At 43.1% G+C, this 2,388-nt stretch carries 2 protein-coding genes; one reads left to right on the plus strand and one right to left on the minus strand.

Going from position 1 to position 2,388, the window contains the following annotated elements; all coding sequences use genetic code 11:
• The first annotated feature begins 56 nt into the window (after window positions 1-56).
• The gene (gene bfr / locus AS194_RS01545) at window positions 57-539 is read left to right on the plus strand and encodes a bacterioferritin (protein WP_058023734.1); all 483 of its coding nucleotides are present in this window, start codon (window positions 57-59) and stop codon (window positions 537-539) included.
• Window positions 540-695: 156 nt separating this feature from the next.
• On the opposite strand, the gene AS194_RS01550 is transcribed toward bfr, so the two are convergent.
• A complete protein-coding gene (locus AS194_RS01550) occupies window positions 696-2,072 on the minus strand; it encodes a DHA2 family efflux MFS transporter permease subunit (protein ID WP_058023735.1) in 1,377 nt (458 codons plus the stop codon).
• Window positions 2,073-2,388 lie beyond the last annotated feature (316 nt).

The raw sequence follows: 2,388 nt of genomic DNA on the forward strand, positions 1-2,388 counted from the left end.
GCTTATTTCAAGTTGAGAGTGGGGTATTTAATATAAATAAGAAAGGGAGAGAGATTATGAAAGGGGATAAAGAGGTCATTCGTGCATTAAACAAGGTACTTGGTCAATCATTAATTGCGATTAACCAGTATTTCTTGCACGCACGTATCGTCCGTCATTGGGGCTTAGAAGCGCTTAACGACTCACTTTATAAGCAGTCTATCGCTGAGATGAAATGGTCAGATGATTTGATTGCGCGTATCTTGCTGTTAGGTGGTTTACCTAACTTACAGGAATTGGGTAAGATATTGGTCGGCGAGGATGTGCCAGAAGTTATTGATTGCAACTTGCGTTTAGAAAAACAAAAATTCAGTATCATTACGGATGCGATTACCCTATGCGAGACAAAGTCTGACTATGTGTCTCGTCACCTACTGGTTACGCTAAAAGATGGTAATGAAGAATACCAGGATTGGCTAGAGACGCAAGAAGATTTGATAGAAAGTATGGGTGCAGAACGCTATATTCAATCACAAATCAGTGATGATGACGAGCCATAAATAATTTGTCTTAATTAGCATTCGTCTCAATCAGCAATGAAACAAACTTGCCAGCGTGTGATTGGTTTTTAACCAAAATACACGCTGGCTTTTTACGTTTAGAAACCACTAAAGGCTTATATGCGGCAATCAGCTTTTAAGTATTTACCGAGGTAGTTAGTACAAACCACGCCCATCTTCTGGTTTTAACCGTAAAAAACCCAGCCCTGAGAGAATAGTAAAGCCGCCCAGTATCCAATAAGTAACCTGAAAAGCAGGTAAGGTATCTACTTGAAACCGCTCACGTAACAAGTTGAGCAGTGCGGCACCAAAGGCAATACCCAATCCAATCGCCATTTGCTGATTGACGGCCATTAAGCTGTTGCCACTACTGGTCTGTGCCCCTTGTAGATCGCCGATAGTGATGGTATTCATGGCACTGAACTGGATTGAGTTACAAACACCAATCACAATCAGCACCGGAATCATCCATGGCCACTGCGCCGCATCTGAGAACTGTCCTAGCACAATAATCAGTAAACCCAAAATAAGGGTGTTGTATACCAATACCACGCGATAGCTGTAACGCTGAATAATTTTGCTGACAAAGGGTTTTATCCCAAGTGCACCAACTGCAATGGGTGCTAATAACCAGCCTGCCTGCGAGGGTGTGTATTCAAACACGACTTGTAATAGTAATGGTAATAAAAAAGGCACGGCACTGATGCCAATACGCGTGGATAGATTGCCAGTAATACCAATACGAAAAGTGGGCACATTAAAGAGTGTCAAAGAAAATAGCGGCGCAACATGGCGTTTGGCATGCCATACATAGGCCAGTAAAAAACCAATCGATGCGGCAGCTAGCAATAGCGCATTGTAACCGTGACCCACTTTTGAACCCATCTCAACTGCCAAGGTTAAGGCGCACGCACCCAATGCAAACAGCCCAAAACCGACCCAGTCTAAAGACTGCTTATCCCCAAACAGCGCAGGTATGAGTTTTTTGCCAATGACAAACCCCACCACACCCATCGGAATATTGATCAAAAATATCCAATGCCAACTGGCATATTGGACCAAATACCCGCCAAGCAAGGGTCCAACCAGCGGCGCGACCAAGGCAGGAATCACTGCAAAATTCATTACCGTCAATAACTGATTACGCGGGTAGGACTTTACCAAAATCAAACGCCCAACTGGGGTCATCATAGCGCCGCCAATGCCTTGTATCACCCGTGATGCGACCAAAAAATTTAAAGTAGAGGCCATCGCGCACAGTAGTGATCCCACGCAAAATACCACAATGGCTGATAGGAAAACGCGGCGCGTACCGTATTTGTCTGCCAAAAACCCACTAATTGGAATAAAAATTGCCAAGGTCAATGCATAGCTGATAACGGCCCACTGCATTTTTAACGGTGACTCATCTAATGCCAAGGCCATCTGCGGCAGTGCGGTGTTCAGGATAGTGGCATCCAGAATTTGCATGAATAGCGCCACTGCTAACACATAGGGTAGGTATTTATTTTGAGTTGGGGTGAGCGTTAGCATGTCAATCCCATTGGGTATCTCATTATGAAGTCAAAAAAATCGCCTCTGACAATCAGAGCTGCCAGAATGCGCGATATAAGTTGAGTAGTATAAGAAAGCTTGTATCGTAATAAAAGTAGCTCAAGGTAACGAGATACCCTGATAGGCTTGAATCATTAGGTGATATGTCATCACTTACAGCAAAATCGTAACATTGATTACAAGAGAAGACTTTAATATCAGCAGAGGTTATCGTTATAGTAAAGCCTAGCTAACAAATAGCATAGCAATTGATAGAATGATTAGCATGGCTATAGTGAATTCAGTATAAAAACGA

The sequence above is a fragment of the Psychrobacter piscatorii genome, from assembly GCF_001444505.1.
In the GTDB taxonomy this organism is placed as follows: Bacteria; Pseudomonadota; Gammaproteobacteria; order Pseudomonadales; family Moraxellaceae; genus Psychrobacter; species Psychrobacter piscatorii_B.

What these genes read in the sequence shown, in the direction of transcription:
- bfr (WP_058023734.1), top strand. Translation starts at nt 57, where the DNA reads ATGAAAGGGGATAAAGAGGTCATTCGTGCATTAAACAAGGTACTTGGT.
- AS194_RS01550 (WP_058023735.1), bottom strand. Translation starts at nt 2,072, where the DNA reads ATGCTAACGCTCACCCCAACTCAAAATAAATACCTACCCTATGTGTTA.